Here is a 25,259-nt window from a genome sequence, read left to right as displayed (position 1 = left end):
GACACAAGCCGTCATGCCGCCGGAGCCTGACGGCACTGAGGCGTCGCAGGAACAGGGGATCAGTGATGGACAAGCTTCTGCCTTTGACGCTTCGTCATCAGCCTTTCTTAAGGTCACTGCGAGATGTTCGGCCAAGAAATCCAGACTGGCGGAGCACGCGCAACGATGACGCTGACCTCAACCGCTGACCGGCCTCAATGGCGCGGCATTTCTTCTCTCGCGACTTCGCCGCTCACGGTCCTGGGGCTGGTCTGCGTCTGTCTCGCCGGTCTTCTGCTCCTTCCCTTGACGCTGCCGATCGGATCCTTCTACTGGGATCTCTTCATCTATTTCGACGCGGCCAATCGCATCTTTTCCGGTCAGGTGCCGGGCGTCGATTTCTTCACACCGGTTGGCCCGCTAGGCTACTGGCTCTTCGCCCTTGTCATTGATCTCTTTTCGCAGGGCCAGCCGCTGTTGATCGCGCAGTGGTCTCTGCTCATCGTCACCGCGCCGCTCATGGCGCTGGTCGTCCTCGATGTCGACAGGCGATCGAAGGGTGTGGCCTTCGCCATCCTGCTGCCCTTCCTGTTCTTCCAGATCCTGCCGTTCAACGTGACGGCCTATTATTCCTATCCAAGCATCGACGGTTTCGGCATCTACAACCGGCAGATGACGGAGATCCTCTACGTTCTCGCGGCGGGTCTCCTTTTCATGACGTCGCGACCCATGCTGGCTGCGGTGGTCATCGGCACGATGCTGGCACTGTTCTTCACCAAGGTGACGGGCTTTTTCGCCGGCGGCCTGCTCTGCGCTCTTGCCCTGGCAACACGGCGCATCGAGTGGCGGGTCACCGGAGTCGCCGTCGCAGGCTTTCTCATCATCCTCGCCGGTCTGGAATTGTCCTTCGGTCTCGTCTCCGCCTATCTCGGCGACATTCTGGCGCTCGTTCTCCTGAACGAAGGCAGCCTGCTGCCGCGCTTCCTGCAGGCGGCCTCGATCCATTTCGCGGTCTTCGGACCGCTCGCTGCCCTGATCGTCACGCTGTTCCTTCTGGATGTGCGGCGGATCATCGAGGCTGCTCGTGCAGTTCTGAAGGCACCGGGCCATGGGTCGCTGGCCGCTCTCCTCGACAGGCCGGTAGTCTGGCTGGCCGCCGCCGTATTCGCCGCGCTGTTCGTTGAAACCCAGAACACGGGCGGCCAGGGCTTCATCTTCGTCTGGCCGGTGCTGCTGATGACGGCTCTGACGGTGAAGCGCTTCACGGGCTGGCGCAACGCGCTGGTCCTGATCCTCATCTGTGCGAGCTCGCTGCCCTATCTCATGGAGGTCACGAAACGCTCGGCGCGGGCCTTCGTCGGCCAGATAAAATATGTGGAACTGGAAAGCCGGAACCTGAAGACGCTCGGCCGGGTCAACCAACGCCCTGAGATCATGCACCATGCGGCCGTGATGAAGACGGTCTATGCCGAGCACCCCGAGACCTTCCAAACCCTTGCGGACGCCGGCGAATTGCCGAACTTCACGCTCTACACCGAACCCGATTTCCAGCTCACCTGGCTGATGAGCGTCGACGAGGCAGTGGACGCGATCCGAGCCTATGAGGCCGAACACGGCATCCGCTTCGAAAGCCTGATGAACCTCAATTTCGTCAATCCATTTCCCTGGCTGCTCGACCGGCAGGCACCCCGCGCCGTCGCGATCGGCGCTGATCCGTACCGCGCCGTGCCCGACCCCGACGCGGCAGTGTTGGGCGAGATCCGCAACACCGATCTCGTGCTTTACCCGCGCTGTCCGATCACGAATGCGAACGAGACCCTGCGCGAGCTCTACGCGCCGGCTCTGGCGGGCTTCGAAAAGATCACGCTGTCTCCCTGCTGGGACGGGTATGTGCGACCGGAAATCGCGATAGAGCTCGCAGCGACCGACCCTTTGTCCTCGGCGGTCATCCGGCGCTAGAGTAGTTCGGCAGGCCGGAGAGCAGCGGCTGGCGCCGAAAGCGAATCTTTCTGCGCTTTCCACTATGCGCCGCCTGACTGATCCTTGTCCGGGAGACCACCATGCGTGCCCGTTTGCTCTTTGCCCTCCCCTGCCTGTGGGCCTCCACCGCCCTCGCCCAGACGAACGCGCCCGACACGGCGGCGACCGCCGCACGGCCAGTCGGAACGCCGGACCTGGAACGGCAATTGCAGGATTATCTTGGGCCATTGCCTTTCGACAGCGGCTTTCTGACGATCCGGCCAGAGGGTCAGACCTATCGGCTGACATTCGGCGGCGGCGGCAACTTCGGCTCTGAAGTCGCGGAGGGCGTATCGGTCAGGGCGAGCGTCAGCCCCTATTCGCTTCTCGTCTCGGAGCGGCCGGACGGCGACTGGGACGTTTCGGGCGATGGCTCGATCGCCGCGTCTTACGCCGTCGAGGCCGGACCGCAGTCGAGCCGCATGACCTATGCGATCAACGGCCTCAACTTTTCCGGCGTCTTTTCGCCCGCGATCCGGACATTCCTGACGTCCAGCGGCAGCATTGCCGAAACGCAGGTCGTCCAGACCGATGCCAATGGCGCCGAGGCCGATGTCAGCCTCGGTATGCAAAGCTTTTCGACGACCGCGACCCCGCGTGAGGGCGACACGGTCGACTATGCCATGACCCAGACGGGCCGCGATTTCGACGAGACGATCAGCGTTCCGATGGACCCGACGCAGCCCGGCGCCCTGACCGACATTACCATCCGCGCCAAAGCCCTCAACGCTTCGATGAAGGCCGAAGCGATGCAGGCCGTGCCGATCACCGACCTGATGGCCTTCCTCCTGCGCAACGCGAGCAAGGAGGACATTACCGCTCGACAGGACGAACTGAAGCAGAGGCTGGAAGCGGCGCTTCCGCTCTGGGCGGAGATCGACGGAGACTATGCCCTGGAGGACATGTCGCTGCTGACACCATTCGGTCAGGCGACGATCGGACGGACCTTCCTCGCCTTCACCGGCAACGGCGTCGAGACAAGCGGCAGCTATCGCTATCGGGTCGGCTTCGAGGACATGATTCTCGTCTTCCGCGCAATTCCGGCCTGGACGGCGCCGCTGCTTCCTCGCGACGTGGCCATGGACGTGGTGGTGCGGAACGTCGATCTGCAGACACCGACAGAGATCCTGCTGGCCAATCTCGACCTTGCCAGCACGCCTCCGCTCCCGGAGGCCGCCGGCGAGGAGATCATCGCGACCTTCCATAAGCAGAGGCCCGAGATCGCCTTCGAGAACGTGCGGATCGTGGCGCGGGACTATGAGGTGACCATCGACGGCAGCGTGCGCTTCGAAGGCGAGGTGCCCGCGACCCGGTTCGACATCGTCGCCACCGGTCTCGACACGGCCCTCAAGACCCTGCAGGAGGCCGGCCCCCGACACCCCGAAGCCATGCAGGCCTTCGGCTTTGCATCCATGGCCAAGGGCTTCGGCAAGCCGCTCGGCGACGGCCGCACTCAATGGCTGATCGAGACGGCGGCCGACGGATCGGTGAAGATCAACGGCGTCCAGATCAAGGGACCCGACGCCCCGCAGGTGCCGCTTCCGAAAGTCGATCCGCAGACCGGGATGCCGCTCTGACACCGAGCACTGATCCTATCCCGTCACCATCCGGTAAAGGATGCTGGCGCCGGCCGCCATCAGGAGCGTCGGCAATATCCCGAGCCGAAGCGCGAAGATCGCCAGGCAGGCCAGCACGAAGAGCGCAATCGCGGCAGGGTCGAGGCTGCCGGGTTGCGGCACATCCAGGGAAAGCCCCGCAATCTCGACCGTCTGCACGTCGCGAAACAGCACGTGGAGCGCGAACCAGACGGCCAGGTTGAGAATGACACCGACGACGGCGGCGGTGATCGCCGAAAGCGCCGCCGAGAGATCGCGGTTCTTCCGCAGCCCCTCGATGAAGGGCGCGCCGACGAATATCCACAGAAAGCACGGCGCGAAGGTCACCCAGGTGGTCAGGATCGCGCCGAGGATCCCCGCCAGATGCGCATCGAATGGCCCCGGCTCGCGGAACGCCGCCAGATAGCCGACGAATTGCGTGACCATGATCAGCGGGCCGGGCGTCGTTTCGGCCAGACCCAGGCCGTCCAGCATCTCGCCCGGCTGCAGCCAGCCGTAATTGCCGACGGCCTCCTGGGCGACATAGGCGAGAACCGCATAGGCGCCGCCGAAGGTCACCACGGCCATCTTGGAGAAGAACACGGCGATTTCGGAAAAGACGTTGTCGGGGCCGAAGAGGACCAGCAGGGCGCCGACGGGAAGCAGCCAGAGGGCAAGAAAGACGAGCGCGATGCGCAGCGTCGTCGCGCGCGAAGGCTGGGCATGGGCGGGCACCGTTTCGCCAAGCGCCGAATCGCGATCCGACAGCGCATTGCCGAAGCTCTTGTCCGACTTGTTCTCACCGCGTTGAAAGGCCGGATGCCCCATCCGGGCCCCGGCGAAGCCGATGAGCGCGGCCGCGAGGATGATCAGCGGAAAGGGAACGCCCAGCGCGAAGATCGCCACGAAAGCCCCGGCCGCGATCGCCAGCATGAAGCGGCTGGTCAGGGCGCGCCGGCCGATCCGTGCCACGGCCTGAAGCACGATCGCCAGAACCGCGGCCTTCAGGCCGAAGAACAGCGACTCGACGAGGCCGACATTGCCATAGGCGGCGTAGAGTACGCTGAGAGCCATGATGGCGAGGAAGCCCGGCAGCACGAACAACAGGCCGGCCATCAACCCGCCGGCGGTTCGATGCAGGAGCCAGCCGAAATAGGTGGCAAGCTGCTGGGCTTCGGGACCCGGCAGAAGCATGCAGTAGTTCAGGGCATGGAGAAATCGCGTCTCGCCGATCCAGCGCTTTTCCTCGACCAGGATGCGATGCATGACGGCGATCTGCCCGGCTGGCCCGCCGAAGGACAGGCAGGCAATCCGCGCGAAGGCCTTCGTCGCCTCCCCGAAGCTGATGCCGTGATCAGGCGTGGCGTTCACGGGCGGACCGGCGGCCTCCACCTTGGTCATGCCGCCCCCAGAGCGCCCGGCGCGGACGCGAACGGATGGTCCCCCATGGCAGATGCGTGCAGTGTTCGCGTCGTCACGCGGCCTCCTCGGCAGGGTTCGGAACGGAGATCCGAAACCAAGAAGGCAGCGGCCCGTGTCATCCGTGTGACACGCCCTGCCCCGCCGCCTTCACCCGCATGTCAGCGGCAGAGCCTCTTGATCTTTCGCATGCCGCAGCCAAGACCGCGTTGATGACGAGCGAACTCCTCACCCTTGTCGCCACCTTCTGGTCGGCACTGCTGGCAGCGACGCTATTGCCCGGCGCGTCCGAGATCGTTCTCGTCACCGCTCTTGCCGCCGGCGAAGCCGGGCCGTTCTGGCTGGTCGCGGTGGCGACCGTCGGAAACACGCTCGGCTCGCTGATCAACTGGGCCTGCGGGCGGTTCCTGATGCATTTCCAGGACCGCCGCTGGTTTCCGGTCGCGCCACATCATATCGAGCGCTTCTCGGCCCTGTTTCATCGCTATGGAGTCTGGTCGCTCCTCTTTTCCTGGGCACCGATAGGCGGCGACGCGCTGACCGTGATCGCCGGGATCGTCAGGGTGAATGTGTGGACCTTCATCGTGCTGGTCGGCATCGGCAAGCTTGCCCGCTATGTCGTCCTAGCGGCCGGCACGCTCTATTGGCCCTCGCTCTGACCGCCCGGGTGAGGCGTTTCAGTCGGTCTTCTTCAATTCCGATTCCGATTTCAGGACGCGGCTGCCGTCATCCTGCTCGATCAGATAGGCGGGGTTGTCCTTGCTGGCATTGCGCGTGATCTCGCTGCCGTCGATCTCCCTGGTGACCTTTTCCTTGAAATGATCCTTGACCTGGCCCTTGCCTTCGCCGTTTCCCCAGGACCAGGCGACATGCTCGCCCTTCTGAAATTTCGTCATCGCGTTTTTTCCTGCCATTGATCGATGTCGCTCCAAGGCCGATCGGGGCCAGAGGGTTCCGGCTGAAGGTCCAAACCATCGCAGCAAAATGGTCGCACCCAACGAACCGGAACGGCGCGTGCCGAGCCGGCGTTTGTGGGTCCATGACATCGAATCCAGCCGCCAATTCCGATCCCCGATGAACCACCAGCTTGCCATCCACGCCGAACGTTTCGGACTCGCCATGGTCGATCCGGAGGAGTTTCCGATCGAGCGGCACAAATGCGGCCGGGGCTTCAGGATCTGCTTTCGTGACGGCGAGACGATCACCGACCGGCAGCTGAAGGCGCGGGTGAAGGCCCTGGTCATCCCGCCCGCCTGGTCGGACGTGAAGATCTGCGTCCAGGAGAACGGCCATATCCAGGCGGTCGGCCGCGACGACAAGGGCCGGCTGCAATATCGCTATCACGACGAATGGGTCGGCGTGCGCAACGCCATCAAGACCGAGCGTCTTCTGCGCTTCGGCCGCGCCCTGCCAAAACTGCGGGGCACGGTCACGCACGATTTGCGGCGCCGCAAGGCTGACCGTCGGATGACGGCCGCCGTGGCGACGCGGCTGATCGACGTGGCGGCCATGCGCCCCGGACATGAGAAATATGCTGCCGATGGCGGGCGCGGCGTCGCCTCGCTGCGCCGGCAGAACCTGCGCATCAGCGGCAATGTCGCTATCCTGAAATTCGTCGGCAAATCCGCCAAGGAGCATCGCATCGAGGTCGCCGAAAAACCGCTCGTGGCTTCGCTGAAGAAGATGCGACAGGGACGCGGCCAGAGGCTGTTCCGCTTCCCGGGCAAGACCAAGAAGCAACGCGAGCTGACCGCGAACCTCCTCAACGACTATTTGGGCGAAGCCTCGGGGGCGCATGTCTCGGCGAAAGACTTCCGCACGTTCCACGGCTCGGCCGAGGCGCTCCGCTACCTCATCGAGGAAACCGGCGAGGCCGACACGCCCACGAAGCGCAAGCGCGCCGTGGCAGCCGCCATGCGCGCGGTCGCCGGCCTGTTGCGCAACACGCCGACGGTTGCCCGGTCCTCCTATGTCCACCCGGCTATCATCGCGGCGTATGAGGCCGGCGAACTGTCGGAAAACCTCCTGAGGGGCCGCCGGCGCGAACGCCTGACGGCGCCCGAAACCGGGCTGATGCGGTTTCTGGAGCAGACGGCGCGGTAGAATCTTGCGCGGCGACGCGGCTTCAGGTCAGCGCCGCCGGCTTCTCGCCGCCAAAGGCCCAGTCCAGGAGTTCCACCGTGTGGACGACCGGCGTCTTGGTGCCGCTTCCGATCTGCGTCATGCAGCCGATATTGCCCGTCGCGATCACCTGCGGGGAAACACTCTCGATATTCTTCACCTTGCGCTTCTTCAGCCGATCGGCGATCTCGGGCTGGAGAATGTTGTAGGTGCCAGCCGAGCCACAGCACAGATGCCCCTCGGGCACGTCGCGCACCTGGAAGCCGGCCTTGGTGAGAAGAGCCTTCGGCTGGCGGATGACCCGCTGGCCATGCTGCATCGAGCAGGCCGAATGATAGGCGACGACGAGATCGTTGGACTGTTCGGGCTCGGGGAGGTCGAACTCGCTCAGGAATTCGGTCACGTCCTTGGCGAGTGACGAAACGCGCTTCGCCTTTTCGGCATAGGCCGGATCGAGGCGCAGCATGTGGTGATAATCCTTGATCGTCGTGCCACAGCCGGACGCCGTGATCACGATCGCGTCGAGCCCCTCGCCTTCGATTTCACGCATCCAGGCATCGATATTGGCCCGCGCGAAATCGAGCGCCGGCTCCTCCTGGCCCATGTGATGGGTGAGCGCGCCGCAGCAACCCTCGCCCTTCGGCACGACCACCTCGACGCCGAGGCGGTTCAACAGCCGCACCGTCGCCTCGTTGATCTTCGGATCGAGCACCGATTGCGCGCAGCCGCGCAGCAGAGCGACGCGTTTGACCCGCTCGCCGGCTGCCGCGTGGGTGCCAGGCCGATTCACGGGGGCGTCCGCCGGAACCGATCCGGGCGCGAGTTTCAGCATGGCCGAGAGAGGCTTCAGCGGCTTGATGCCGTCGAGCAGACCGGCAAAAGGACGTCCGATCCGGGCCGCAACGAGGCTCGCCCGGAACCGCGCCGGATAGGGCAGCGTCATCGCCAGAATCCGGCGAATCATCCGGTCGGTGAGCGGGCGCTTGTAGGTCCGCTCGATATGCGCCCGGGCATGGTCGACGAGATGCATGTAGTTGACGTCGGCGGGGCAGGTGGTGATGCAGGCGAGGCAGGACAGGCAGCGGTCGATATGGGTGACCACCTTGTCATCCGCCGGCCGGTCGTTCTCCAGCATTTCCTTGATGAGATAGATCCGCCCGCGAGGGGAATCGAGCTCGTTGCCCAGCGTCACATAAGTCGGACAGGTCGCCGTGCAGAAGCCGCAATGGACGCATTTGCGGATGATCTTTTCCGAATGCGCGACATCGGGGTTGTCGAGTTGGGCGGGGGCGAAGGTGGTTTGCATGGAGGCTCTAATCAAACCCACGGAGTGTACGGATGCGCCGATCGCGATCGACGGCGATTTTCGAGCCCTCTGAAAGGCAAGCGAATGCGTGCGTCCGACAAGACGTCGATCATCGCTTCGAGGACGGTGACGTCCTGGTCGGGAAGCACCAGGACAGCGAGGGACAACGAGCGATCGCCTTGTTGATACAGAAGATTCTTGTCGCAGGTTATCAGAGCCTCGAAGCCCTCGTCTTTCGCAACCGACAAGAGTTTTCCGTTTTTCAAGCCCTTCCATCGATTGGGAAAGGGCTTCACGTCGTGGCCGCGTTCCGCCAAGAGACGTGCGAGCCTCTTCGGGACACCCTCATCAAGCAGCGCTTTCAAAGTTCTGCCATCTGTAAAAGCTCTTGATATGCTCGGATGCGAGGTGCAGCGCGGCTATGGCCTGTTCGCGCTCGACAGTTGGAAACTCTTCGAGAAACTCATCAAGCGAGAGACCGGAGGCCAGATTTCCAAACAGGGCATCGACCGGAACCCGCGTCCCTGCGAATACCACGGCCCCCGACACGATTTCGGGATCTGAATTGAGAACCTGATCGATCTTCATTGGTGTTCTCCACAGTGCGCGCCGAGTGGTGTCGAAACTCCGTCCATAGATTATTACCCCATCCGCCCCGGATTGAGCACGCCCTTCGGGTCGAACTGCTCCTTCAGCCGACGGGAGATCGCCGCGAGGCCTGGTTCCTGGGGCTGGAAGACCGGCGTCGCGGTTCGCACGGTGTCTGCCGCGCGCACCAGCGTCGCGTGGCCGCCGCCGAAGCGGCGCAGCGTCTCGCGGACGAGGTCTGCTTCCGGTTCGCCCGCCTCCATGCGCAGCCAGACGAGGCCACCCTGCCAGTCATAGAAGGCATCGATTGCCGCCTGCATGCGCAGGCTCATGACGATCTCGTGGGCGCGGGTCGGCGTCACCGAGAGGCGCCAGACCGGCTTCTCGGTGCTGTCGGCAAAGGGCTTCACATCGCGGATATCCCGCCAGAGCGCGCGTGAGGCTTCAGGCTCGAGGCGTTCGAGTTCGCCGACACGGGCAAGCGCGTTGCCGAGATGGGTGGCACGTGCTTCGACCGAGGGGCCGAAGCCCTCGATCCGGATCAGCGTGGCGGCCGCCTCGCCGAGTTCGCCGCCCATGACGCGCTTCGCCACATACATCGGCAGATGTGCCGCGCCAGAGACCTCGGCCGAGGAGCCCATGGACGCGGCCATGGCGCCGGCCGCCTCGTCGTCGTTCAGGCCGCGCAGAACCAGCGTGGTTTCGGTCTCGGATTTCGGCAGGACCTTGACCGTGATCTCGGTCATCACCGCCAGCGTGCCGTAGGAGCCGGTCAGTCCCTTGGAGAGATCGTAGCCAGTGACGTTCTTCACGACGCGGCCGCCTGACTTGAAGATCTCGGCCCGGCCAGAGACCGCGCGCACGCCGAGAACGTGATCGCGTGCCGCCCCCTGCTTCAGGCGCCGCGGGCCGGCGAGATTGCAGGCGATGACGCCGCCGAGCGTGCCTTGGCCGGCTGTCCGGCCATGGAGCAGGCCGTAATCCATCGGCTCGAATTCAAGCCGCTGGCGGTTTTCGTCGAGCAGTGCCTCGATCTCCGCGATCGGCGTGCCGGCCCTGGCGGAAAGCACCAGCTCCTCCGGCTCATAGAGCGTGACGCCGCGCATGGCCGAAAGCGAAAGCGTTCGCGCGGCCTGCACCGGTCTCCCGAGCCCGCGCTTCGAGCCGGTGCCTTCGACGACCAGCGGTTCTTCAGTGGAAACCGCGGCCGCGACGATGTCGCGAACGTCTTCTTCCGTTTCCGGCTGCATGATCGAAACCTCGCCGGGATCAGAATTCGTTTGCAAAGCGCTGCTCATACCAGATCCGTGCGTGCATAAAGGTCGCGAAGCGCGCAGGAAAACCCGAACTGGGGTAGATCAATGACGCCTTCGGGGTCTTCGTAGACGGTCTCCGCCCAGTCTTTCTGTCGCGCCCAGTGGCGAACTCTCATCCGATCCTGTTCGATGATCATGACAAGCAAACAGTTCGGCAACTCGGTGTAGCGGCGACGCTTGAAGAGTAAATCAATGTGTTCTGTCGAGGGAGAAAGAACCTCGGCTACGAGCTGACAGCTCTTGAGGAATCGGTCTCCTCCTGCGGATATTTCTTCCTGCGGGTCGAAGACCACCACATCGGCGACAGGCCGAAACATCGGATCGTTGGGATGGCTTAGGCCGACCTCACGCGTTGCGTCCAGCGGAAGCCCATTCTGACTCAAAGCCGACGCGAGAAGGCGCTCGAAGACGCGAGCAATCGCACCATGGCGCAAGGTCGTTGGAGGCATGTCAATCGGGATCCCGTCAATCAATTCCCACCGGCCACCCTCGTCCCAACCCGATCGCCCGCCGATGCTTTCAAGAAAGTCGACAAAAGCCTTCTCATCGAATTTCGTGTTGTCGACGCGTTCCAATTCTTCGATCGCGCTCATGGTGCAAACCCTCGGCGTCGGCGCTTTGGATGGATGATCGACAGGGTCATCTCGGTCGACGCCGCATGAGATCGGTTCGGCTGTAGAGATCGCCCACTGCGCAGGAGAAGCCGAATTCCGGAAGGTCGATCCGATCCTCGGGAGACCGCAGAACCCGTCCCTGCCAGCCATTGGAGCGCGACCAGATCTCGACGGCGAAATCGTTCTGCGAAATGATCAGGACGTGAAGGCAGTCGGGATGATCGGCATAGCGCAAACGCTTGGTGCTGATGAATTCGGGCGTGTTCGAGTCCGAGAGCACTTCGGCGACAAGATAGAATCGCTCGGCGAAGTAGACTCCATTCGGTTCGCGATCGACGACCGCGACGTCCGCCTGCGGTCGAAAATCCGAATGCGCCTCCACGGCCAGACCGATTTCCCGCATGGCGTCGAGTTCTGGTCTTGTCTTGTCGAAGACGTCGTTCAGCAGGCGCTCCAGATTGGATGCAATTCGCTGATGCTTCAAGCTCGGCGGATGCATCATCATGACGGGTTCACCATCGATCAGCTCCCACCGTTCGTCCTCCGATCGCGCCTCCAGGAATTTCAGAAAGCGCGCCTCGTCCATCGGACGGGCATCTTGCATCGAGGGCAATGTTTCGATCGCGCTCATGGCCTGGTCCCCTGAGCTAGAACCGTGGCAGGTCCGGGAACGCCACCTGCCCCTTGTGGACATGCATGCGGCCCAGCTCGGCGCAGCGGTGGAGTTGCGGGAAGACCTTCCCGGGATTGAGCAGATGCTTGTCGTCGAAGGCGCACTTCACCCGCTGTTGATGGTTCATGTCGTCCTCGCCGAACATTTCCGGCATGAGGTCGCGCTTTTCGACGCCGACGCCGTGCTCGCCAGTCAGAACACCGCCGACCTCGACGCAGAGGCGCAGGATATCGTTGCCGAACTCCTCGGCACGGTGAAGCTCGCCCTCATTGTTGGCATCGTAGAGGATCAGCGGGTGAAGATTGCCGTCGCCGGCATGGAAGACGTTGGCGACCCTCAGACCGTATTTGTCGGACAGCGCCTTCATGCCTGCCAGCACCTTGGGCAATTCCTTTCGCGGGATCGTGCCGTCCATGCAGTAATAGTCCGGCGAGATGCGGCCGACGGCCGGGAAGGCAGCCTTGCGCCCGGCCCAGAAGGCCGCGCGCTCCTCTTCGGACTGGGAGACCTTCGCCGTCATCGCATTGTTCTTGGCGGCGATCCGCTCCACAGCCGCGAGCAGATGGTCCACTTCCGCTGCGGGTCCATCGAGTTCGACGATCAGAAGGGCCTCGACATCCCGCGGGTAACCGGCGTGGACGAAGTCTTCGGCCGCCAGGATGGCAGGCTTGTCCATCATCTCCATACCGCCCGGTATGATGCCTTCGGCAATGATGTCGGCCACGCAGGCGCCGGCCTCTTCCGACGTGGGAAAGCCGATCAGGACCGCACGGGCGGTTTCCGGCTTCTGCAGGATGCGCACGGTGACTTCGGTGACGACGCCGAGAAGTCCCTCGGAGCCCGTCATCAAGCCGAGAATGTCGTAGCCTTCCGCGTCGAGATGCTTGCCGCCGAGGCGGACGATCTCTCCGTCGATGGTGACGAACTCGACGCCGAGGACGTTGTTCGCCGTCAGCCCGTATTTCAGACAGTGAACGCCGCCGGAATTCTCCGCGACATTGCCGCCGATCGAACAGGCGATCTGCGAGGAGGGATCGGGCGCGTAGTAGAAGCCGCGATGCTCGACCGCCTTGGTGATGCCGAGATTGGTGACGCCCGGTTGCACGACGGCGCAGCGATTGTCGAAATCGATCTCGAGGACCCGATTGAATTTCGACAGGACGAGGAGCACGCCATCCTGAAGCGGCAGCGCACCGCCCGAAAGCGAAGTGCCCGACCCGCGTGGCACGACCGGGATGTCGTTCGCGTGGCAGTATTTCAGAACCGCAGCAACCTGTTTCACCGTTTCCGGCAGGACCACCACCAGAGGCAACTGCCGATAAGCCGTGAGGCCGTCGGATTCGAACACGGCCATCTCATTGGCGGCATCCACCACGCCTTCGCCGGGCACGATCGCCCGCAACGCGTCGACAATCGCCTGCCGGCGCGACAGGATCGCCTTGGAAGGCTTCGGCATCAGAACGGACATCGGCGATCTCCCAATCTTCGCCTCAACTTAAGCAGGGACGCCGGCCACGTCCACTTCACCACTGCAACCGTGCCGTCTCTGCCCTCAGTGCTCGCCCTCTTCATGGCGGGGCCTGACATGGTGCCGGCGAATGCGCTGAACGATCGTCCAGACGATGACCAGCGCGATCGGCACGAAGGCGGCGGTCATCAATGTCGCGGAGACCGGAAAACCCTCATGTTCGAATCCCTTGGCCACATAGCCGAAGAGGCCGACGACGTAATAGCCGATCGCCGCGACGGACAGGCCTTCGACGGTCTGCTGCAGGCGGAGCTGCAACTGCGCCCGGCGGTTCATCGACGACAAGAGGTCGCGGTTCTGGTGTTCGAGCTCGACATCGATCCGGGTTCTCAGAAGATTGGCAGCGCGGCTGAGCTTTTCCGACAGGTTGGACTGGCGTTCCTCGATCGCCCGACAGGTGCGCATGGCTGGCGCCATCCGCCGCTGCAGAAAGGCGCTCCAGCTTTCCTGGCCGGCGATGGGCTGTTCGCCGACGCCCGCCAGACGCTCGCGCACGATCTCGTCATAGGCGCGGCTCGCTCCGAAACGATAGAGCACCGAAGCGGCGGAAGCTTCCACCTCGGCGGCGGCCAGCGTGATCTCCTGCAGGAGTTCGCGTGAATGGCCCGGTCCGCCCTTCATCTCCTCGGTGATGCGCATCAGGCGGCCTTCCAGGGCCTGGACCTGCGGACCGACGGAGTGCGCAAGCGGAAGGCCGAGAAGCGCAAGCGTCCGATAGACCTCGATCTCCACGAGCCGCATGGCGAGCGCGCCGGCGCGGGCCGGCGGGAGTCCCTCGTCGAGAACCAGGATGCGCGTCAGCCCATCGCCATCCTGGCGGAAATCGGTCGCCGCGTGGGCGAGCCCGCTTTCCATCACGGAATAACAAAAGCTTGTCTTGTCGAAGATCTCGAGAGCCGCCTGGCCCGTCTCGTCATTCGGCCGGATTTCCAGATGGACGCCGGCAATCAGGGGCCCTGACGCCTGGAAATCGGCGCCGAAGGGATGACCGGCCACCGGATCGCCGAAGCGCTCTGGAACCGGCCCCTCCCAGGAATAGGTGCAGAACTCGGTATGCCGTTCCCAGCGCAGGCGCCCCTTGCCGAAGGCGAACGCGTGGGTGCGGGCGTCCTTGGCCGGCGGCGGCACACCGCGACGCACCGACATTTCGGACAGAAGCGCAAGATCACGCTCGCCATGATCCTCGTTCATGAAGGCGAGAACGACGAGCGCCCGCGGCAGCCGCATCAAAGGGAACGGGCGCGCGTGAAGCTCCCCCAGAACCAGCGCGCGGCGCGGGTCCTGCTCGAAGCGCTCCAGCGCTTGCTGGCCGAATGTGATCGCCCTCATGCCCTATCCCCCGAACGGACGATCCTAGCTACAGGATGGCAGCGACGGAGGAAACGCCCATTTGCGAACATTTCAAAACAGGCGAAAGATCGCTACATCAGACAATGCATAGCGGCACGGACAGGCCTCGCCGTACCGTTTCAAATTCGTGTGGAGTGTGAATGCTTTGACCGCAAACGGCCAAGAAAGCGGCGTGTCCGCCCGCTTGAAAGAGACCTCGGGGCATCGTCCGACCGTCGCCCTTTTCGTCACCTGCCTGGTCGATCTTTTCCGCCCGAGCGTGGGTTTTGCATCGATCAAGCTGCTCGAGGACGCCGGCTGCCGCGTCGTGGTGCCCTCGAACCAGACCTGCTGCGGCCAGCCCGCCTATAATTCCGGCGATCGGCAGGACACGAGGGCGATTGCGCGTCAGGTGATCGAGACCTTCGAGGGCTACGACTACGTGGTCGCCCCTTCCGGCTCCTGCGGCTCGACCTTGAAGAAGCACTACCCGGAACTCTTCGCCGACGACCCCGTCTGGGCGGATCGCGCGACGCAGTTCTCAGCCAAAGTCCACGAACTCGTCAGCTTCCTGACGGACGTGATGGGCGTCACGGCGGTCGACGCCAAGCTCGCAACGACGGTCACCTATCACGATTCCTGCTCCGGCCTGCGCGAACTCGGCGTTCGCGAACAGCCACGCAAGCTCTTGCGGAGCGTTGAAGGCCTCACGATCAAGGAGCTGCCGGAAGCAGACGTATGCTGCGGCTTCGGCGGCACCTTCTGCGTCAAATATCCCGACGTGTCGAACGCGATCGTCGGCAAGAAGGCCAAACACGTCGAATCGACCGGAGCCGAGATCCTGCTTGCCGGCGATCTCGGCTGTCTGATGAACATGGATGGCAAGCTGAAACGCGAGAAGATCGGCGTGGAAGTGCGGCATGTGGCGGAAGTGCTCGCGGGAATGACCGACAAGCCGCCGATCGGAGGCAAGCTTTGACCAGGATCGAACGCGGCAGCACCGTTGTCGAAGTTGTGACGGGAGACATCACGGCGCTTGAAGTCGACGCGATGGTGAATGCCGCCAACCAATCCCTCTCCGGCGGCGGCGGTGTCGATGGCGCAATCCATCGGGCAGCGGGCAAGGCGAAGCTTCAGGATGCCTGTCGGGCTATCGGCGGCTGTCCGACCTGCGAAGCGCGGATCACGGAAGGGTTTGATCTCCCGGCACGGTTCGTCATTCACGCGGTCGGTCCACGTTGGAAGGACGGCAACAAGGGCGAGGAAGAGCTTCTGGCGGGCGCCTATCGCTCTTCATTCATGCTGGCTGAAGAACACAACGCCGGATCGATCGCCTTTCCGGCGATCTCGACAGGTGTTTACGGGTTTCCCAAGGAGCGGGCCGCGAGGATTGCCGCCAGACATTGTCTGACCGCTGCAGAAACTGGCAAATTCGAGACGATCGTGCTGTGCTGTTTCTCGGACGGTGACGCTGCGATCTATGCCAGCGCACTCACAACGGAGGCGCAGTCATGAGCCTTGCCAAGGACCGCTCGCCCGGCGCAGCGCTGGTTTCCTACGACGACGATGTGTTCGCATGGGCTCTTGAACAGGCGCAACTGCTTCGGCATCGGCGGTTTTCGGAGATCGATCTGGCCAATGTCATCGAGGAAATCGAAAGCGTGGGAAAATCCGAGCAGAGAGCGATCGTCTCAAGCTATCGGTTGATCCAGATGCATCTTTTGAAATGGCGGTATCAACCCGAAAAGCGATCGCGATCCTGGTACAATACGATCCAACGGGAACGTCGGACATTGAGCGCAGATGAGAGCGACAACCCCTCTCTCGCAGCGAACCCGAACCCGCTGATCGCCAAAGCTTACCGTTTGGCACGCGGCGACGCAGCCGACGAAACGGGCCTGCCCCTGCAAACCTTCCCTGATAACTGCCCTTATACTGCTGAGCAGTTGCGCAATTTCGACTTTTTGCCGGAATAGGCCGCACTCAAAAAGGAGGCGCAGTCGTGAGCCACGCGCCAAGAATTGACGGTTCGGACGATCTCTACCGCCAAGACAGTTTCGCCTGGTCGAAGCGCGAGGTTGAACTCCTGCGTCAACGCCGTTTTCCCGAGATCGACCTCGAGAACATCATCGAGGAAATCGAGACTGTGGGACGCTCTGAGTGGAGAAGCTTGAAATCCAGCTATCGAGTGCTGGCGCAGCATCTTCTCAAATGGCAGTTCCAGTCGGAGCGGCGCTCGCGTTCCTGGGCGGATACGATCCGCAACCAGCGGACAAACATTGCGTCGGATGAAGAGGACAGCCATGCGCTTGCCGCGGAGGCAGGCGAAATCGTTGCGAAAGCCTACAGGCTTGCCCGCCGACATGCAGCCAGCGAAACCGGACTGCCACTGACGACCTTTCCCCCAGAGTGCCCCTATACCCTCGAGCAGCTTCGCGATCTCGACTATCTTCCCGAGTAAAGTGCTTCCATGCAAATCACGTCCCAGACCTTCAAGGCCAATACCGTCAAGGCGCTCGCCGATGTCGATCTGCAGCGGGCACTTCGCCATGTCGAAAAGGGCTTCATCGGCAAGCGCCAGAAGGCGGCCGATGCCCTGCCCGAGTTCGAAGCGCTACGCGACAGCGCCATGGCGATCAAGCAGCACACGCTGAAGCATCTCGATCTCTACATCGACGCTTACGTCGAAAAGGTCGAAGCATCGGGCGGCAAGGTGCATTTCGCCGAGGATGCCGATCATGCAAGGCGCATCTTCCTCGACATCGCCAGACGGCGAAAGGCGAAGACCGTCACCAAGGGCAAGACCATGATCTCCGAGGAGATCGGGCTCAACAAGTTCCTCGAACAGAACGGCATCACGCCGGTCGAGACCGATCTCGGCGAATACATCATCCAGCTCCGCGACGAGCATCCGAGCCACATCATCGCGCCGGCCGTCCACATCAACCGCGATCAGGTAGAAGCGGATTTCCGCAAGTTCCACGTCGATCTCGATCCCGAGCGCGATCTGACCAAGCCCGAGACGCTGCTTTCCGAAGCAAGGCAGATCCTGCGCCAGAAGTATGGCGAGGCCGATATCGGCGTCACCGGCGCAAATTTCCTGATCGCCGAAACAGGCACGTCGGTCATCGTCACCAACGAGGGCAATGGCGATCTGACGCAGCTTCTCGGCAAGTGCCATGTGGTCCTGGCGTCGCTCGAAAAGATCGTGCCGACCCTGGAAGACACCGCCCAGATCCTGCGCGTCCTCGCCCGCTCGGCGACCGGTCAGGAAATGAGCGTCTACACGACCCTGTCGACCGGCCCCAAGCGCGCCGAGGACCGGGACGGGCCGGAAGAATACCACGTCATCCTGCTCGACAATGGTCGCTCGAACATGCTCGGCACCGAGTTCGAGGACATGCTGCGCTGCATCCGCTGCGGCGCCTGCATGAACCACTGTCCGGTCTATCATGCCGTCGGCGGCCACTCCTATGGCTGGGTCTATCCAGGCCCGATGGGGGCGGTGCTGACGCCTTCCCTGATCGGCGTCGACAAGGCCGGCCATCTGCCGAACGCCTCCACCTTCTGCGGCCGCTGCGAAGCGGTCTGCCCGATGCGCATTCCCCTGCCGAAAATGATGCGGCACTGGCGGGAGAAGGAATTCGAGAGCCATCTGCAGCCGACCGCCGCCCGCTTCGGGCTCGGCGTGTGGGCCTTCTTCGCGCGGCGGCCAAAGCTTTACCGATCGGCCGTGTCCTTCGCCATGCCGGCGCTGAAGCTTCTCGGCGGCCGCAAGCGCCGGCTTCGCTCGCTGCCGCTCGCCGGCGGCTGGACCAAATGGCGCGATCTGCCGGCGCCGGAGGGGCGCACCTTCATGCAGGCCTATGCCCAGAGCGGCCACGCGGATGGAGGCCGGTCATGAGCGGTTCGACACGCGATGCGGTGATGGGCCGAATCCGCCGCGCCGTCGGCGCAACGCCGGACGACAGCGAACGGCGGGAGGCCGTTGCCGCCCGCCTTGCCGGCTCGCCGAAGGGTGTGATTCCGAAGCGCGGGCAGTTGGCGCCGGCGGAGCGGCTCGCCCTCTTCGTCGACATGGCGCGCAAGGCCGATGCGACGGTGGTCGAAATCCCCGACTACGCCGCGATTCCGGACGAAATCGCCACCTATCTGCGCGAGCGCAACCTGCCGGCCGAAATCAAGATGGGGGACGATCCGCGGCTTGCGGGCATCGACTTTTCCGAGACGGCCCTGTCCGTCGCCAAGGGCCCGAGCGACGGCGACGACCTGTCGAGCCTGTCCCACGCCGAAGGCGCGATCGCCGAAAGCGGCACGCTGATGCTCACGTCCGGACCGGACAACCCGACAAGCCTCAACTTCCTGCCCGAATACCATTTCGTCGTGTTGAAGGCGGAAGATGTCGCCGGCGATATGGAATCGCTCTTTGCCGGGCTGCGCGAGCGCTTCGGGAAGGGCGTGATGCCGCGGTCGGTGAACTTCGTCACCGGCCCGTCGCGCTCGGCCGATATCGAGCAGACCCTGCTCCTCGGCGCCCACGGCCCCCGCCGCCTGCACATCCTCGTCGTTGGCTGATGCGGGCATTGAGCGGCGGAAAAGATCTCCCCGTTCGCGTTCAGGCTATGGCGGACCCGCCATGACGACGGTCTGAGAAAGGCTGCGTATCGGTTCGGGCAATCCCCGCCCGAACCTGCCAAAGGCATCCGCCTATGCCCGGCCTCTTCGTCGGGTGAGGTACGCCCAACTGCGCAGGTCCACCAGGGCTTTGGTGGTCGCAGCCCCGGCGAGGGCGCAGAGGGTGGCCTTGGAGATCGTGCCCATCGTGCCCTCGATCAGCATGGCGTGGACGGAGCCGGCCAGGACCACCAAGGCGGCAAGCGCTGTGTGGGCGAAGCGAAAGATCGCGGGGCGAATCCGCAGCCTCTTTCGCAGTATCGCGAGCGCGGCTGCCGCGAAGAGCGCCCACATGGAGACGACGCCCCAGTCGGAAAACGGGGTCGGCGATGCAAAGAGCAGCGCGTCGATCACATCGGGCGGGCTCGTGAGCCACAGCCCGCCGACATGGACCAGAATTGCAGCGATCAGGCCGAGGCCGACCCAACGATGCACTTGCCGCCCGCTGCGAACATCGAGCCCCGGCAGATAGCCAGCGGCCAACAGGGGCTGGACGAGGATCAGCGCCATCGCCACGATCCCGGCAAAGCCCGCCGCGATGTAGATCCAGCTCCGGTAGGCGAGATAATCGCTGGTCGCGGCGACGGCGATGGGAATGAGGACGGCCGCTGCGAGCGCCGCCCAGACGAGAATTGCGCGAAAGCGGGGCGGCATCTCAGGCCGGTTGGAGGACGAAGTCCGCGCTCAGGCTGGTATCGCTCGCGCTTCCCATGACGGGCCGCAGGAACACGGTTTCAAACGCCTCGTCGTCATAGGCGAGATGGCCGTGCGGCTGGCCGAAGGCCGGGACGATCTGCGGCATTTCCAGGCGGAACGTGCCGTCGGCACGGGTCAGAGTCGCGCCGTGGCTCTCCGGATCGCGCTCGTAGCCTTCCGTCGTGTGGGCCCAGATCTGGATGCGGATGCCTTCGAGCGGCGCCCCATCGCCGGCCCGGCGAACGCTGCCCGTCATCCAGAAGCCGCCATTTCCGATCCGCTCGACGATCGGCGCGCCGGGGATATAGTTGTTCGACCCGCCGCGCATCGAGGGCGTCGGCGGAAGTCCCTGCGCGCGAGCCGGGACAAGCAGGCCGGCGGCTCCCGTCGCCAGAACGGCACCGGAGCAGGCGGCTCCCGCGGCGAGGACGGTTCGACGGCTTATCGGGGTTCGAAACATGTGAATTCTCCTGCGTCTCTGGACACGGGCAGCGGCTACACCGCCCGGAATTTGACCCCTCATGCGACAGGAGTGTGGTGGAAATGACAAGCCTCGAGGATCTAACGCATTCTTGAGGAGACGGTCGATTTGCGGGCGAAGGTCAAACGGGGCACGGCGATTGGGATGATTGCGCCCTTGCCCTACGTGGCTGCATCTCGCCAGGGACACGATGAGCGATTTCGGAGGATATCCTCACACCCGTTCACGCCGCTCCAGAACCTCAAAATCACCTTACCATTCAAGATGTTAGAGGAGTTTTGCACTCCGCGCTCGGGAAATGGTGCACGCAGAAAGAGTGCCATAGAACCTGAATCTCTGTCCAGAGTTTTCGATGAACTCAAGGATTGGGAGGTTTGCCTTCGCGCTGAACCGGCTCTGGTGCAAAAGCTTCTGGCAATTGATGAAGAGCGGCGCACCTCCGCGAATACGAAAAAAGCCAAGAAGCGCCCCACGCTGACAAGGGGGCCTTCGTTATGAGTACGGTGCGTCAGGAATTCACCAAAGCCAGTTTCATCGGCCTGACTGAGAGCGTTCTCAGCCCCTGCAGCCGACCACGTCACAAGACCACACGCGACTGTCCGCGTGTAACAGTGCGGTTTTCTCCGGAAGACTATGAGCGTCTCCAAACCCTCGCAGATGGCATGACGCTCAGCGTCTACGTCCGTGCGATGGCACTCGGCGAAGAGTTAAACCGCCGCAAAGCACGTTCGCCCGCTTCGATAGCCGACAGGGCCGCCGTCGCTGAAATCCTCGGTCTTCTCGGCGAGTCCCGGATCGCAAACAATTTGAACCAGCTCGCTTACCAAGCGAATGTCGGGACGCTGGCGATCGATGACGAGAGCCGGTCGAAGATCGATGAGGCCTATCAGATGATCTTCGGCATGCGAGCCCTGCTTCTGAAGGCGCTCGGGCGGCGGGGATGATCCTCAAGGGCAACCAGCGCGCCAACGGGCGGGACTTGGCGCTGCATTTGCTCAATGTCGAAGATAACGAGCATGCGGTGATCCATGAGCTGCGCGGGTTTCTCGCCGACGATCTGATCGGCGCCTTCAAGGAGGCCGAGGCGATCTCACTCGGCACGAAATGCCAACAATATCTCTTTTCGCTGAGCCTCAGCCCGCCGAAATCGGCGAACGTCTCCGTCGCCGATTTCGAGAAGGCGATCGCTGACATCGAGCGCCGTCTCGGCCTGAGCGGCCAGCCGCGTGCGATCGTCTTCCATGAGAAGAAGGGCCGCCGTCACGCGCATTGTGTGTGGTCGCGGATTGATGTCGGCAAGATGCGGGCGATCAACCTGCCGCACTACAAGCTTCGGCTGATGGATATCGCCCGTTCTCTCTATCAGGAGCATGGCTGGGAGATGCCGTCGGGTTTTCAAAACACCGACGACCGCGATGCATCATCCTACACCCATGCTGAAGCCGGCCAGGCAAGTCGGGTTAAGCGCGATCCTGCCGCGCTTAAGACGTTCTTCAAGAAGTGCTGGGAGGCATCCGACTGCTGTGCAGCCTTCGCGGCGGCATTGCGGGAACAGGGCTTTTGCCTCGCGCGCGGCGACCGGCGCGGCTTTGTCGCCGTCGATGCCGATGGCGAGGTCTATTCCCTCTCGCGCTGGTGCGGCGTAAAGCCGAAAGAGTTGCGTGCCCGCTTTGGTGAGCCCAGCGACCTCCCATCTGTCGAGGAAGCGCAGCGTTTGCTTGCTGGGGGTGGGCGAGATTTCGAGCCGGAGAAAGCGAAGCACGAGGCTGGAACCCAAACGTTCGGCCATCGTCTGATCGATCTCGTGCGCCGCCAGCGGGAAGAACGGCAAGCGCTGGCCGCGAAGCACGAGCGGCGATGCATCACCGAGATTAAGGCGCGACAAGCGGCGCTGCCAAATGGCATGCGGGCGGTCTGGGCGCGGCTGACAGGACAAGACAAGCGGATTCAGGAGAAACTGGAGCGCGATGCAGCTGTATGCGCCGAACGCGACCGCCGCGAGACTCAGGCACTGATTGACCGGCATCTTGCCGAACGGCGCGCGCTGGAGCGCGAATCGAATACGCCGAGCCTACAGCAGGAGCTCGAACGCGCCTTTCGCGACCGGGAGCCGAAGAGTGGCCGACGGGTCTATCATCCCGATCCGGCGCAGCCGCTCTATCTGCCGCCGGATGACGCGCCTCTCACGAAGGCGCAGATTAATGCAAAGCCCGAGCGCATTCTCGATGTGCTGTCGGATAAGAAGGCCCACTTCACCCGTGCCGAGATCATCACGCGGCTGTCCGACTTTCTCGATGATCCGCTCACGCTCCAGACCGCAACCGAGACGGTGTTTCGCTCGGACAAGCTGGTCTGGCTGCCAGCTACCGACCCGCAAGCCTTCACGACAAAAGAGTTCGCGGACGCAGAGGCAAAGCTGGCGGCAACCGCCAACGAAATGGCTCATGCTGGTGGGTTTGGCGTCGGGGCACACCATGTCGAGAACGCAATCGCGAAGGAAAGCGCTCGGCTGGGACGGCGGTTCGGCGCCCAGCTCAGCGATGAACAGATTGCAGCGATCAAGCACGTCCTGAAGCCCAACCAGCTCTCCGCCGTCGTTGGCCTCGCCGGTGCTGGCAAGAGCACGCTTCTGGCCGTGGCACGTCAGGCTTGGGAAGCGCAGGGCTACCGCGTCCACGGTGCTGCCCTGGCCGGCAAGGCGGCGGATAGCCTTCAAAGCGCTTCGGGTATTTCCGCCCGTACGCTGGCTTCCCTCGAAGCGGGTTGGAAGGCCGGATATGAGCCGGTCGGCCACCGCGATATCGTCGTCATCGACGAAGCTGGGATGGTCGGGACGCGACAGTTGCAGCGAGTCGCCAAGGCGCTGCATGAGCGCGGCTGCAAGCTCGTGCTCGTCGGCGATCCTGACCAGCTTCAGCCGATCGAGGCCGGAACGCCGTTCAAGGAGATCGTCCAAACCTATGGCGCAGCGCGGCTCACCGAAATCCGCCGTCAGGATGTCGACTGGCAGCGCGAAGCGTCACGTGCTCTCGCTGCCGGAGACACCGACGCCGCCATTCAGGCCTATTCCGATCACGGTGCCGTCCGCCGTGAAGGCGATCGCGATGAAGCCATCGCCGCGCTGGTCGAGGACTATTTGGCAGACCGAAAGGCCAATGGCGGGGCCGTCTCACTCCTTGCCCTCGCGCATCGGCGCAAAGACGTTCACGCCATCAATCAGGCGATCAAGATGGGGCTCCGAGAGCGCGAAGGCGTCAAGATGGAAACCCTGTTCGACACGATCCACGGTCCGCGAGCCTTTGCCGAAGGCGACCGTCTCCTCTTCACCCGCAACGATGGTACGCTGGACGTGCGGAACGGCATGCTGGGAACGGTCAAAAAGCTCGACGATGACAAACTCACCGTCTGTCTCGATCCGAACGAAAAGGGCGAAGCCCGCAAGGTCAGCTTCTCGCCGAGTCAGTTCCCTTTCTTCGACCACGGGTTTGCCGTCAGCATCCACCGCTCCCAGGGCTGCACGGTCGATCGTAGCTTCGTCCTGTCCAGCCGGACGCTAGACACAAACCTCGCCTATGTTGCGATGACGCGGCACAGAAAGGCCGCTACGTTCTACACGGCACCCGAGATCGAGCCCAGTTCGATGATGTTGATGCTGGATCGGAAGAGGCCGGGCACTTCGAAGACCTACGCCGCGCCAAGACTCAAGATGTCATGAAGAGGCTGAGGGGAGTGCTGACTACGATGGTTGCTGCCGCCGTACTCGACGCGACCGATTACAATCAGAGATTCAGCGTCTCGAAGCGGTTTGCCGGAATAGGCGTTTCCGCTGCCGGAGCGACGGACTTGGTGAAGCTTCCCGACAGGTTCGGAGTCTGCGGCTCCTCATAACCGGGCATGTGGCGTTTCACCGCGTCCGGCATCTCGAAATCCAGATCGTCTTTCATCTGATCGAGGTCGGCCTTGCTGATTCCGTCCTCACCGAGTCTCTCACGCGCGACGTCGAGCTTCTCTTGATATTCGAGCAGCTCGCTGCGCTCGGCTTCGAGGCTCTCCCAATTATCGAGCTGGGCTTTGTAAGGCTCCCATTTCGTGTGGAAGTCGGCGATCTCGTCGGGGCTGAGGACGCTGGGATCAAGCTCGGCACCGAACTCATCGAAAACCCGCGTGCCGTCTTCGGTCTTGAAGACCCGGCGTCCGTCTTCGATAACGTAGGCCTTCGCCAGCATGTCGTCGAGCCGCTCCTTGGCCGCGTCGAGTTCGACGCGATTTTCTTCGATCGCTTCGACGACAGCCGTGTCATAGGTATCGAGTTGAACTTCGAACTCGGCGATCTCCACGTCCGTTGCCAGCACGACCGCGCTGATGGCATCCAGCGTATCGTCCAGCCGGTCGGACGCTTCCTCCTTCCGGCGTTGTTTCTCCTGCTGCTGGCGAAACTGCACCTGCCGGCGGTGCCACTCGGCGCTCTCCGACAGAGCCTTGTTCCAACTTGTCGCAACGTTCAGGTTCATTCCGCCCCGCATTCCCGCTTGATCAGGGCGTAGATGATGGCAGCCGGGTATTTGTCGCGGTAATTCGAGTAGGCCGACATCACCTGACGAACGGCCCTCTCATTGTCCGCATAGTACCAGTCGTACATGCATTGGACGCGCGGGCTTTCGCCGCCCGCCTGCAAGGCGGTGTGGTACATCAAGCCTTCAAGGATTCCGGAGGTATAGGCGCCCAATTCACGGGATTGCATGTTGTCGAGAACGACGCCCGCAGTCATCGCGGTGTCGGCCTGTGCCGCGCCGCTCATGAAAAGCATAGCGCCAGCAACGGCGCTGATATTCTGTTTGGCTGATGCGGTATTACAACCCCACATAAAGGACCGTTTTTGTTTATTATTTGCAAGCAGCCCCTGACTTTATGTATAATCTTG

General features: G+C 63.1%; 26 protein-coding genes. 12 read left to right on the top strand and 14 right to left on the bottom strand.

Features of this window, described 5'->3' with window-relative positions; genetic code table 11:
• Positions 1 to 165: 165 nt before the first annotated feature.
• Complete coding sequence (locus tag MF134_RS06325) at positions 166 to 1,938, top strand: hypothetical protein (protein WP_255338582.1); 1,773 nt, start codon at positions 166 to 168, stop codon at positions 1,936 to 1,938.
• A gap of 101 nt (positions 1,939 to 2,039) precedes the next feature.
• Positions 2,040 to 3,575: a hypothetical protein gene (locus tag MF134_RS06320; RefSeq protein ID WP_255338581.1), complete on the top strand. Its 1,536-nt coding sequence runs from the start codon at positions 2,040 to 2,042 to the stop codon at positions 3,573 to 3,575.
• 15 nt (positions 3,576 to 3,590) lie between these two features.
• Here MF134_RS06320 and chrA read toward each other — a convergent pair whose 3' ends face one another.
• On the bottom strand, positions 3,591 to 4,994 hold the full coding sequence (gene chrA / locus MF134_RS06315; RefSeq protein WP_255338580.1) for a chromate efflux transporter: 1,404 nt from the start codon (positions 4,992 to 4,994) through the stop codon (positions 3,591 to 3,593).
• Positions 4,995 to 5,224: 230 nt separating this feature from the next.
• On the opposite strand from chrA, the gene MF134_RS06310 reads away from it, so the two are divergent.
• Entirely contained in the window at positions 5,225 to 5,671 is a 447-nt protein-coding gene (locus MF134_RS06310) for a YqaA family protein (RefSeq protein WP_255338579.1), read from the top strand.
• An 18-nt stretch (positions 5,672 to 5,689) separates the two neighbouring features.
• On the opposite strand, the gene MF134_RS06305 is transcribed toward MF134_RS06310, so the two are convergent.
• The gene (locus tag MF134_RS06305) at positions 5,690 to 5,908 is read right to left on the bottom strand and encodes a hypervirulence associated TUDOR domain-containing protein (RefSeq protein ID WP_255338578.1); all 219 of its coding nucleotides are present in this window, start codon (positions 5,906 to 5,908) and stop codon (positions 5,690 to 5,692) included.
• Positions 5,909 to 6,086: 178 nt separating this feature from the next.
• Between MF134_RS06305 and MF134_RS06300 the strand changes: the two genes are divergently transcribed.
• Positions 6,087 to 7,115, top strand: coding sequence for a DNA topoisomerase IB (locus MF134_RS06300; protein ID WP_255338577.1), 1,029 nt, complete (start codon positions 6,087 to 6,089; stop codon positions 7,113 to 7,115).
• 22 nt (positions 7,116 to 7,137) lie between these two features.
• On the opposite strand, the gene glcF is transcribed toward MF134_RS06300, so the two are convergent.
• From glcF to MF134_RS06260, 8 genes are all read right to left on the bottom strand, one after another.
• Complete coding sequence (gene glcF, locus MF134_RS06295) at positions 7,138 to 8,439, bottom strand: glycolate oxidase subunit GlcF (RefSeq protein WP_255338576.1); 1,302 nt, start codon at positions 8,437 to 8,439, stop codon at positions 7,138 to 7,140.
• A gap of 11 nt (positions 8,440 to 8,450) precedes the next feature.
• On the bottom strand, positions 8,451 to 8,804 hold the full coding sequence (locus MF134_RS06290; protein ID WP_255338575.1) for a DUF5615 family PIN-like protein: 354 nt from the start codon (positions 8,802 to 8,804) through the stop codon (positions 8,451 to 8,453).
• The gene (locus tag MF134_RS06285; RefSeq protein WP_255338574.1) at positions 8,788 to 9,027 is read right to left on the bottom strand and encodes a DUF433 domain-containing protein; all 240 of its coding nucleotides are present in this window, start codon (positions 9,025 to 9,027) and stop codon (positions 8,788 to 8,790) included. The genes MF134_RS06290 and MF134_RS06285 overlap by 17 nt, the downstream gene beginning before the upstream one ends.
• A gap of 53 nt (positions 9,028 to 9,080) precedes the next feature.
• Entirely contained in the window at positions 9,081 to 10,277 is a 1,197-nt protein-coding gene (gene glcE, locus MF134_RS06280) for a glycolate oxidase subunit GlcE (RefSeq protein ID WP_255338573.1), read from the bottom strand.
• Positions 10,278 to 10,321: 44 nt separating this feature from the next.
• Positions 10,322 to 10,936 carry a Uma2 family endonuclease gene (locus MF134_RS06275; protein WP_255338572.1) on the bottom strand — a complete coding sequence of 205 codons (615 nt, stop codon included), beginning with the start codon at positions 10,934 to 10,936 and terminating at the stop codon, positions 10,322 to 10,324.
• Positions 10,937 to 10,982: 46 nt separating this feature from the next.
• Positions 10,983 to 11,588 (bottom strand): Uma2 family endonuclease, encoded by a 606-nt coding sequence (locus tag MF134_RS06270; RefSeq protein ID WP_255338571.1) that lies wholly within the window; start codon positions 11,586 to 11,588, stop codon positions 10,983 to 10,985.
• Between the two features lie 16 nt (positions 11,589 to 11,604).
• Positions 11,605 to 13,098: an FAD-linked oxidase C-terminal domain-containing protein gene (locus tag MF134_RS06265; protein ID WP_255338570.1), complete on the bottom strand. Its 1,494-nt coding sequence runs from the start codon at positions 13,096 to 13,098 to the stop codon at positions 11,605 to 11,607.
• Between the two features lie 84 nt (positions 13,099 to 13,182).
• Positions 13,183 to 14,487, bottom strand: coding sequence for a DUF3422 family protein (locus MF134_RS06260; RefSeq protein ID WP_255338569.1), 1,305 nt, complete (start codon positions 14,485 to 14,487; stop codon positions 13,183 to 13,185).
• A 193-nt stretch (positions 14,488 to 14,680) separates the two neighbouring features.
• Here MF134_RS06260 and MF134_RS06255 point away from each other — a divergent pair, with 193 nt between their 5' ends.
• From MF134_RS06255 to MF134_RS06230, 6 genes are read left to right on the top strand one after another with little or no spacing between them, the layout of a single operon-like run.
• Positions 14,681 to 15,466, top strand: a complete 786-nt coding sequence (locus MF134_RS06255; protein WP_255338568.1) for a (Fe-S)-binding protein — start codon at positions 14,681 to 14,683, stop codon at positions 15,464 to 15,466.
• Positions 15,463 to 16,002, top strand: coding sequence for an O-acetyl-ADP-ribose deacetylase (locus MF134_RS06250; protein WP_255338567.1), 540 nt, complete (start codon positions 15,463 to 15,465; stop codon positions 16,000 to 16,002). The genes MF134_RS06255 and MF134_RS06250 overlap by 4 nt, the downstream gene beginning before the upstream one ends.
• Positions 15,999 to 16,463, top strand: coding sequence for a DUF29 domain-containing protein (locus tag MF134_RS06245; RefSeq protein WP_255338566.1), 465 nt, complete (start codon positions 15,999 to 16,001; stop codon positions 16,461 to 16,463). Before MF134_RS06250 ends, MF134_RS06245 begins: the two co-directional genes overlap by 4 nt.
• A gap of 26 nt (positions 16,464 to 16,489) precedes the next feature.
• On the top strand, positions 16,490 to 16,948 hold the full coding sequence (locus MF134_RS06240; RefSeq protein ID WP_255338565.1) for a DUF29 domain-containing protein: 459 nt from the start codon (positions 16,490 to 16,492) through the stop codon (positions 16,946 to 16,948).
• A gap of 9 nt (positions 16,949 to 16,957) precedes the next feature.
• On the top strand, positions 16,958 to 18,391 hold the full coding sequence (locus tag MF134_RS06235) for a LutB/LldF family L-lactate oxidation iron-sulfur protein (RefSeq protein ID WP_255338564.1): 1,434 nt from the start codon (positions 16,958 to 16,960) through the stop codon (positions 18,389 to 18,391).
• A complete protein-coding gene (locus MF134_RS06230; protein ID WP_255338563.1) occupies positions 18,388 to 19,062 on the top strand; it encodes a LutC/YkgG family protein in 675 nt (224 codons plus the stop codon). Before MF134_RS06235 ends, MF134_RS06230 begins: the two co-directional genes overlap by 4 nt.
• A gap of 132 nt (positions 19,063 to 19,194) precedes the next feature.
• On the opposite strand, the gene MF134_RS06225 is transcribed toward MF134_RS06230, so the two are convergent.
• Positions 19,195 to 19,815, bottom strand: a complete 621-nt coding sequence (locus tag MF134_RS06225) for a ferric reductase-like transmembrane domain-containing protein (protein ID WP_255338562.1) — start codon at positions 19,813 to 19,815, stop codon at positions 19,195 to 19,197.
• 1 nt (position 19,816) lies between these two features.
• Positions 19,817 to 20,317 (bottom strand): twin-arginine translocation pathway signal, encoded by a 501-nt coding sequence (locus MF134_RS06220; protein ID WP_255338561.1) that lies wholly within the window; start codon positions 20,315 to 20,317, stop codon positions 19,817 to 19,819.
• Between the two features lie 515 nt (positions 20,318 to 20,832).
• On the opposite strand from MF134_RS06220, the gene MF134_RS06215 reads away from it, so the two are divergent.
• Together MF134_RS06215 and MF134_RS06210 are read left to right on the top strand one after the other, a co-directional pair.
• Positions 20,833 to 21,282, top strand: a complete 450-nt coding sequence (locus MF134_RS06215; protein WP_255338560.1) for a MobC family plasmid mobilization relaxosome protein — start codon at positions 20,833 to 20,835, stop codon at positions 21,280 to 21,282.
• Positions 21,279 to 24,053, top strand: coding sequence for an AAA family ATPase (locus MF134_RS06210; RefSeq protein WP_255338559.1), 2,775 nt, complete (start codon positions 21,279 to 21,281; stop codon positions 24,051 to 24,053). The genes MF134_RS06215 and MF134_RS06210 overlap by 4 nt, the downstream gene beginning before the upstream one ends.
• A 64-nt stretch (positions 24,054 to 24,117) precedes the next feature.
• On the opposite strand, the gene MF134_RS06205 is transcribed toward MF134_RS06210, so the two are convergent.
• Both MF134_RS06205 and MF134_RS06200 read right to left on the bottom strand, forming a co-directional pair.
• Positions 24,118 to 24,849: a hypothetical protein gene (locus MF134_RS06205; protein WP_255338558.1), complete on the bottom strand. Its 732-nt coding sequence runs from the start codon at positions 24,847 to 24,849 to the stop codon at positions 24,118 to 24,120.
• Positions 24,846 to 25,136: a hypothetical protein gene (locus MF134_RS06200; protein ID WP_255338557.1), complete on the bottom strand. Its 291-nt coding sequence runs from the start codon at positions 25,134 to 25,136 to the stop codon at positions 24,846 to 24,848. Before MF134_RS06200 ends, MF134_RS06205 begins: the two co-directional genes overlap by 4 nt.
• Positions 25,137 to 25,259: the final 123 nt, after the last annotated feature.

It is taken from the genome of Jiella marina, from assembly GCF_024359545.1.
GTDB lineage: Bacteria > Pseudomonadota > Alphaproteobacteria > Rhizobiales > Rhizobiaceae > Jiella.
The sequence above is the reverse complement of the archived record's forward strand: the minus strand, read 5'-3'. Positions and strand labels throughout refer to the sequence as shown.